This window comes from Nosocomiicoccus sp. HMSC067E10 (assembly GCF_001810835.1).
GTDB lineage: Bacteria > Bacillota > Bacilli > Staphylococcales > Salinicoccaceae > Nosocomiicoccus > Nosocomiicoccus ampullae_A.
In genome coordinates, this window is sequence record NZ_KV802775.1 from 12099 (window position 1) to 20361 (window position 8263).

Below are 8263 nucleotides of genomic sequence, written 5' to 3' on the forward strand. Positions count from 1 at the left end.
AACAAAATCGCAAAATTTTTGTTAAATAAAACACACTCAAATAACATTTTTATTCTTTTAGAGTAAAAACGCCCGAACAAACATACCAAAAAAGCGAGACCTGGAATCAGCATGGTCTCGCTATACTTCAACAGAAATATTACGTTCGTTTTTGCGGTAAGTTTTTCATGTACATATAGAAACTTGCTACGAAGATGATAATGTACCCGATAATCGATAGAATATCTGGGTATTCTCCAAAGAATATAATACTGAACATCGCAGTAAATATAATCGTCGTGTAGAAGAATATCGAGATCTCTTTCGCTGGTGCATAACTGTATGCAATCGTTAGGCCGAATTGTCCTACTGATGCTGCGACTCCTGCAAGTAATAGGAACATGAGTTGTTCACCGGTCATCGGTTCATAGTTATATATGAAAAACGGCAGTAACGCGACTGTTGAAAATCCTGAGAAATAAAATACGACGGTGTAAAATTTCTCGCGATCTCCGAGGACTCTTAACACAGTGTACGCTCCTGCAGCTGCGAGAGCACCGAGCACCCCGACTAAGGCATCAAATGATGTACTTTCAAACGACGGTTTGATAATAAATATCGCACCAATGAATGCGATAATAATCGAAGTCATTTGGAATCGTCTAATATATTCCTTTAAAAATATTGCGGATAAAATAATCGTGAAAAACGGACTGAGCTTGTTTAAAATATCTGCGTCACTTAAGACGAGTTTATCGAGTGTGTAAAAGTTAAGGATAACCCCGATTAACCCGAGCGTTGAACGCAGTAATAGCAATCCTTGGTTTTCTTTTTTACCAAACAGTGGTTCTTTATAGCGAATGACGAGTACGAGCGCAATCAACATCGCGACGAAGTTTCTAAAAAACGCTTTTTGTACTGTTGGTAAGTCGCCAGAGTATTTTACAAAGAGCGACATTAAACTAAAACCAAGAGATGAAATAATTAAAGCGATAATCCCTTTCGTTATATTGTTCAACTGTATACCTTCTTTATTATTAAAATTACTATCATAGTGTAACACATAGATTGGTATATATCTTTGTCAAAATCTATACATAATTAAGCGATAAAGAACAAGAAAATGTATGATATTCTAAATTTATATCATACATATTGGAGGCAACATATCAATGAAAAAATTATTAGGTGCAGCAGTATTATCAAGCGTTTTAGTACTTGGAGCATGTGGAAATGACGAAAACAAAGACGACATGGAAGGACCCGAGCATCACGATCAAGACGAAGTTGCTGGTTTAGATGTTGAGTTAACGACTCCTGAAACTGCAACAGCTGGTGAAGAAGTTGAATTCGTTGCACACGTTACTTCAAACGATGAAGATGTAAACGATGCAGATAAAGTATTATTTGAAGTGTTAAAAGACGATGAAAGCCTCGATAAAATCGAAGGTGAATTTACTGAAAATGGACTTTACAAATTGAACTACACATTTAAAGAAGCAGGAACATACGAAGTGATCTCACACGTTGACGCGAACGGCTTACACACAATGCCTAAAAATGAGGTTGTCGTAGAGTAATTACATTTCTAGACGAAAAAAATAGAATGGCGTAAAATAAGTATCTAAGAATGGTGAACATTCTAATGGAGGTACTTAGATGAAAAAGACGTACATTATTACAGATGCTTTAACAGCAATTGGGCAACGTTTGGCGCATGAACTTGCAAAGCGTGGCCACAATTTAATATTATCTGGAAATGACTACAACGAACTCGAAGCGTTGCACGATGAATTAAAATCATATAGTGATGCGCATCACGAAGTATTTTTACTCGAACAAGCAAAAGAAATCGACTGGCTAAATATGGTCGATAAAATAGATTCAACATACGACGGTTTAAATGGTGTGATTTTTATACACTCCATTGAGACTGAAGATAACGATGTATACAATGTTTCATACGATGAATTTACTGAAGTTATGAACGAACACGTGTGGGGAACGTACCTTGGAGTACGCACGTTACGCAATCAATTGATCGAAACGAAAGAGACGAAAATCATCAATTTAGTAGAACCTGTACGTGAAGAAACATTCGAACACAATTTATATTATGCAGTTACCGGTGCAATAGAAGGACTAACGCATGCGATACAAAGCGAGCTTCGTAAAGAAGATCTTAACGTTTATACGCTAAGCTATCGTCCGACTGAACGAGATGCTTCGTTCAATCCAAACGACGACAGCGCAGTTGGGACTATTTTTAAAATTCTAGATGATGAGATTTCAAATGATAATAACGAAACGATCATCATTCATTAAAAAACCACTCATTTTCGAGTGGTTTTTATCTATTATGCTTGTAAATAGAGAATCGTGTAGTATAATGATAAATAGAAATTCAGTGAGAATGATTATCAATTAGGCGGTTTCACATGATGAAGAAATTATTTAGGCTAGATGTACTAATCATTGTGCTCATATTAGTATCGATACTTTCTCTATTTGTTGGAGTAAGTAGTTTGCCTTTATCAGATATATTTAATTTAAATGAGCAACAAAAGACAGTTTTATTACATAGTAGAATACCGCGTACTGTATCAATTATCATTGCAGGTGCTGCTCTTGCGACATCTGGTTTAATTATGCAACAGCTCACGCGTAACAAGTTCGTATCCCCTACGACAGCAGGGACGATGGAATGGGCGCAACTCGGTATTTTAATCGGAATGATATTTTTCCCGGCAGCGAATATGTTAATGAAATTATCATTTGCAACTGCGCTATCACTTATCGGGACGTTAATCTTCATGCAGATTATTACACGTATTAAATTTAAAGATATCATTTTCGTTCCACTGATCGGTATTATGCTCGGTGGGGTCGTTTCGAGTATCGGGACGTTTTTAGCACTTAGAACGAATAACTTACAATCCATCGGTGCGTGGATGCACGGCAGTTTCTCAACGCTGGTCACTGGGCGATACGAGATTTTATATATTAGTATTCCGTTATTGCTATTAGCAATTTTTTATGCACATCAGTTTACAGTTGCTGGTATGGGAGAAGACTTCTCTAAAAACTTAGGTCTGAATTATAAGCGTGTCGTAAATATCGGACTATTTATTACCGCTGCGATTACAGCAATTGTCGTTGTAACAGTTGGTATGCTACCGTTTTTAGGGTTAATCGTTCCGAACATCGTCTCTATTTTTAGAGGGGATCATTTACGCAGTACGATTTTCTTAACAGCAACACTCGGTGGGATATTCGTTATGATCTGTGACATCATCGGCCGTGTGATTATTTACCCGTACGAAGTGTCTGTTGGACTCGTCATCGCTGTATTTGGTAGTGCAATCTTCCTATTTATGATTTATAGGAGGGTAAAGCATGCATAGTAATAAGAAAAATATAACGCTTTTAATCGTTTTATCAGTCGTTGCACTTGGACTTATAGCATTTTACATGTTGTACGGTATAAATTTTAAGATTTTACATTATCAACTACCGTCAAGAATGCTCCGTACGTTCGCAATCATTATCGTTGCTACCGCAATCGCAGTATCAACGGTAGTGTTCCAGACGATTGTTAAAAATAGAATCATTACTCCGTCGATTATGGGGTTAGATTCGGTCTATGTATTTATACAAACAGCGATCGTATTTATTGCAGGAGTTAGTTCGCCATTACTATTTAATGACGCGTATAACTATTTCTTAAGTTTAATAATACTCGTCATATTTACAGTTTTTGTATTTAAATTCTTATTTAAATTGACGAAAAACAACGTCTTCATACTATTACTTATCGGTATTATACTTGGAACGTTTTTTGGAAATTTAGCAACATTTATGCAAGTGCTAATCTCTCCAGAAGATTTCATGATATTACAAGGACAGTTATTCGGATCGTTTACGAAGATAAATGAAACGTTACTTTATATCACACTTGGTATCGTCATCGTGTTACTTATCATCGTGCTACTCGATTTTTCATCGCTCGATGTGATGGCGCTCGGTAGAGATCACGCGATTAACCTCGGAGTAAACTACGACTTAAAAGTTTCGAAACTACTCATTATCGTCGCGATATTCGTATCCGCATCGACAGCACTTGTTGGACCGATTATGTTTTTAGGGCTACTCGTCGTAAACTTAGCCCATGAAATGTTTAAAACGTATAAACATTTATATCTTATTATAGGAACCACATTAATCAGCATTATCGCGTTATTAATTGGTCAGATGGTTGTACAGTTCGTATTTAAGAATAACATCGAACTAAGTGTTATCATTAACTTAGTAGGTGGAGTGTACTTTATCTATCTCATGCTAAGGAGGAGTAAGGCTTGATACAAATTAAAGGTCTTTCTAAAGCGTATGGTAACAAAAAAGTTGTCGACAACGTGTCACTCGATATAGAAAAAGGGAAACTGATGTCTTTAATCGGGCCAAACGGTGCCGGTAAAAGTACAGTAATCTCGATGGTCACTCGTTTAATGGATAAAAACAGCGGAGAAGTATTGCTAGAAGGTGAAAATTTATTTACAAAACCGGACAATGAGCTCGCTAAAAAAATATCGATTTTAAAACAGAGTAACCATTTAAATTTAAACATTACAGTACGAGAGCTTATCGCATTCGGTCGATATCCGTATTGTAAAGGGCGTTTAAAACAAGAAGATAACGAAAAAATCGACGAAGCAATTAAATATATGGGACTTCAAGATTTACAACATCGTATGATTGATGAGTTATCTGGTGGTCAGCGTCAACGCGCATTTATCGCTATGACAATTGCGCAAGATACTGAATATATATTTTTAGATGAACCACTCAACAACTTAGATATGAAACACTCAGTTCAAATTATGCAAATCTTACGTCGATTATGTCGCGATAAAAATAAGACGATAATTATCGTCATTCACGATATTAACTTTGCGTCGTGTTACTCAGATAATATCGCAGCATTAAAAGATGGCAAATTAAAAATATCTGGCACTAAAGATGAAGTCATCCAAGAAGATATTTTGAGAGATATATACGACATGGACTTACAAATACAAAACGTCTGTGGTCACCGTATTTGTATTTACTTTGATGGTGAAGCAGTTGAATCACGTCAAGTATTTGGAGCGGTCTAGTCGCTTACACTTTTAAGGAGGTGATGGGTGCGCTACAGCTTGAAATTTAGTGGGGGCTAAATTTAGAAAGGGAAGTTTAAATGAACATTAAGAAATTATCAGCATTACTTTTATTATTTATAGGAGTTATCGTACTTGCTGCATGTAGTAACGGTGGCGGTACAGATCAGTCAGAGACAAAAGAAGAACCAGCTAAAGATGACGAAAATACAGTAGAAACTGTACAGTACAAAAACAACTTTGAAATGAGTCTTACAACAGAACGTGATAGCGATACTGAAGCTGTTGACGAAACAATTGACGTAATTAAAAATTCTAACAAAGTAGTTTTATTAGACTTAGGGGTTGCATCAACGTTTGAAGCACTAGGTTTACAAGATAACGTTATCGCGTTACCTAAAGGTGAGAACGACTCTATTCTTGGACCTGAGCTAGAAACTTATAAAGATGAGAAGTATGTAAACCTCGGCGGATTAAAAGATCCAGACTTCGAGAAAATTGCAGAGTTAGATCCTGAAATCATCATGATTGGTGGACGTCAAGCAAACAAACCATCAATCGAAGAATTTAAAAAAGCAGCACCTAACGCATCAATTATTTATGTAAGTGCTCAATCTGACAACTACTTTGAAGATATCAAAGAAATGACGACATTTATCGGAGAGTTATACGATAAACAATCAGACGCGGAAGCGTTAAACAAAGATTTAGATGAAAAAATCGAAGAAACTAAAAACTTAGTTTCCGAAAAAGATAAAACGATGATGTTCATCCAAACAAATGGTGGCGACCTATCACTACACGGCCCAGGCGGACGTTATGATTTCTTATACAATCCAATCGGATTCAAATCTTCCGAAGGTGACTCAGAAGAAAAAACTGCGTCACATGGTAACCAAATTTCATTCGAGTACATCTCTAAAGCAAACCCAAGTATGATTTTAGTGATGGACCGTGGTGCAGCGATTAGTAACGGTGAGGATGCTACAAAAGTAGACGTACTTAAAACTGATGTTACTAACAACGTAGATGCTGTAAAAGATGATAACATCTTTGAATTAAATTCAGTAAGATGGTACTTAAACTCTGGTGGTCACGCGTCAGCGATTGGCCAACTAGAAGAATTACAAGGGTTTTTAAATGAAGTAAAATAATTAAAAAACGATCCAAGATTTAATCTTGGATCGTTTTTTCTGTATGTTCACCGATAATTCTAACTTCGCGCTGTAACAGCACGTCATACTTTTCTTTAACGACTTGTTGTACGTGGTGAATTAACTCTTCGTAATCACTACCTGTACCGTTGTCGATGTTTACCATAAACCCGGCATGCTTTTTAGAAACTTCCACGCCACCCACTCTATGTCCTTGTAGACCACTATCTTGAATCAGTTTTCCCGCAAAGTGTCCCGGGGGTCTTTGGAATACCGAACCACAAGACGGTAAATCAAGCGGTTGTTTTGATTCACGTAAAAACGTCAGCTCATCCATTTTCGCATTTATTTCAGATGAACTACCTTCTTCTAATTTAAATGTCGCTTCGACGACTAAATATCCATTCTCTTGAACGATACTTTGTCTATATCCGAGGTGTAATTCCTCATTTGTTAAAGTTAATAATTCTCCATCTGGCGTAATTACTGATGCTTCTACGAGGCAGTCTTTTAATTCGCCACCGTACGCTCCAGCGTTCATATATACAGCGCCTCCGACGCTGCCTGGAATGCCACACGCAAATTCTAATCCAGTTAGTGAATGGTCGCGCGCAAAACGTGATACGTCAATAATTCGACTACCACTGCCTGACGTAATATAATCGCCATCACGTTTAATTTCTTTTAACTCTAACGTGTTTAACACAATCCCTCTAATGCCACCGTCTCTAATAATTAAATTCGAACCATTTCCAAGATACGTAATTGGTATTGAATACTCTTTTGCAAAACGGATAGTTTCCATTGCATCGTGAATATTATATACTGATATATAGTAATCTGCATTACCACCAGTATGTGAATACGTATAGCGTTGTAATGGTTCATCTGTTTTAATGACAGAATTTGTTAGACGCTCGCGTAAGGATTTTTCAATGTTCATAACAAAAGTCCTTTCTCATACGAATCAATTACTATTATAAACGGGAATACAAAAAAAGACTAGAATAACCATGCAAGAGGAAGGGTGAGATTCTAGCATGTTTCGATATTTAAAGTTAACGATATTACTCGGCACAGTCTTCATTATATCTGCGTGCCAGTCATCGTTAGAAAGTGACATCCAGCAATATGAAGAAAATATGGAAGATATTTATGAACTCGACCGACAATTTCTTGAGGCACTCGACGAACTCGACTTAAAGCAACTAGAGACAGTCTATGCAACAGAGGCAGATGTTTCAAAAGATGACATCGCTGAAATTAAAAAAGTAGTCGATGAATCTCTCGTCCCATTGTCGACTAAAATGAATGAAAAAATAGAAACGATAGAAGTTTCAAACGAAGAGTTAAAAGAAGTGCATGAAGATTATGTAGAGAGTTTAGAGTTAAAAGAAACGTTCGCGAAAGAGCTCGGACGTGGGATCGATTTATATTTATCGTATAAAGAGTCGACAAATCAACTCATTAAAGACGGTGAAGCCGTCAGTGCGGCAAAAAAAGAACGTCAGTCTATTATCCAAGGCAACCACTCTAAAGTAGCTGCAGCAGAAATCGACCAAGTAATAGACATCGTCAATGAGCGTAGTGGTGAGCTTGAAGAAAATGTCGGTTTATTACAAAGCGATAACGATGTAGCTGAGAAACAACGCATTGTGGATGAAGTACTAATGCCAATTTTAGATACACAAATCGACAAATTAAATCAATTATCACTTGAAACTGACGAAGCAAAATCTGTACGAAGTATCAGTTTAGAAATGTTTTATACATTCAAATCATATTACAAAGAACGTATTAACATCATCCAAGTATACGAAGAAGAACAAAATCTTCAAATTCAAAACATCGTTCCAAAAACAGAATCGTTTAATAAACTTGATATGACGTACTCAGAAAAACTGAATCAATTAAAAGAATCTACAAAATAATAACTGCACCTCATATTGTTGTGCTACCCAAAAGTTGGACTTTTGG

At 36.6% G+C, this 8263-nt stretch carries 9 protein-coding genes; 7 read left to right on the plus strand and 2 right to left on the minus strand.

The genetic code is table 11. The annotated features are described in order from the left end of the window. Positions 1–139: 139 nt before the first annotated feature. Positions 140–997, minus strand: coding sequence for a DMT family transporter (locus tag HMPREF2767_RS07200; protein WP_179853834.1), 858 nt, complete (start codon positions 995–997; stop codon positions 140–142). Positions 998–1151: 154 nt separating this feature from the next. Here HMPREF2767_RS07200 and HMPREF2767_RS07205 point away from each other — a divergent pair, with 154 nt between their 5' ends. The 6 genes from HMPREF2767_RS07205 (at position 1152) to HMPREF2767_RS07230 (ending at position 6286) form a co-directional block, all read left to right on the plus strand. After that, entirely contained in the window at positions 1152–1559 is a 408-nt protein-coding gene (locus HMPREF2767_RS07205; RefSeq protein WP_070623514.1) for a FixH family protein, read from the plus strand. A gap of 79 nt (positions 1560–1638) precedes the next feature. Next, complete coding sequence (locus HMPREF2767_RS07210) at positions 1639–2304, plus strand: SDR family NAD(P)-dependent oxidoreductase (protein ID WP_068129799.1); 666 nt, start codon at positions 1639–1641, stop codon at positions 2302–2304. 116 nt (positions 2305–2420) lie between these two features. After that, entirely contained in the window at positions 2421–3383 is a 963-nt protein-coding gene (locus tag HMPREF2767_RS07215; protein WP_070623525.1) for an ABC transporter permease, read from the plus strand. After that, positions 3376–4338: an iron chelate uptake ABC transporter family permease subunit gene (locus HMPREF2767_RS07220; RefSeq protein WP_070623517.1), complete on the plus strand. Its 963-nt coding sequence runs from the start codon at positions 3376–3378 to the stop codon at positions 4336–4338. Before HMPREF2767_RS07215 ends, HMPREF2767_RS07220 begins: the two co-directional genes overlap by 8 nt. Further along, positions 4335–5132, plus strand: a complete 798-nt coding sequence (locus HMPREF2767_RS07225; protein WP_068129807.1) for an iron ABC transporter ATP-binding protein — start codon at positions 4335–4337, stop codon at positions 5130–5132. The genes HMPREF2767_RS07220 and HMPREF2767_RS07225 overlap by 4 nt, the downstream gene beginning before the upstream one ends. A gap of 80 nt (positions 5133–5212) precedes the next feature. Then, complete coding sequence (locus tag HMPREF2767_RS07230) at positions 5213–6286, plus strand: siderophore ABC transporter substrate-binding protein (RefSeq protein WP_070623520.1); 1074 nt, start codon at positions 5213–5215, stop codon at positions 6284–6286. 19 nt (positions 6287–6305) lie between these two features. Here HMPREF2767_RS07230 and murB read toward each other — a convergent pair whose 3' ends face one another. Next, positions 6306–7229: a UDP-N-acetylmuramate dehydrogenase gene (murB, locus tag HMPREF2767_RS07235; RefSeq protein WP_068129815.1), complete on the minus strand. Its 924-nt coding sequence runs from the start codon at positions 7227–7229 to the stop codon at positions 6306–6308. Between the two features lie 97 nt (positions 7230–7326). On the opposite strand from murB, the gene HMPREF2767_RS07240 reads away from it, so the two are divergent. Then, complete coding sequence (locus tag HMPREF2767_RS07240; protein WP_070623522.1) at positions 7327–8217, plus strand: EMYY motif lipoprotein; 891 nt, start codon at positions 7327–7329, stop codon at positions 8215–8217. Positions 8218–8263 lie beyond the last annotated feature (46 nt).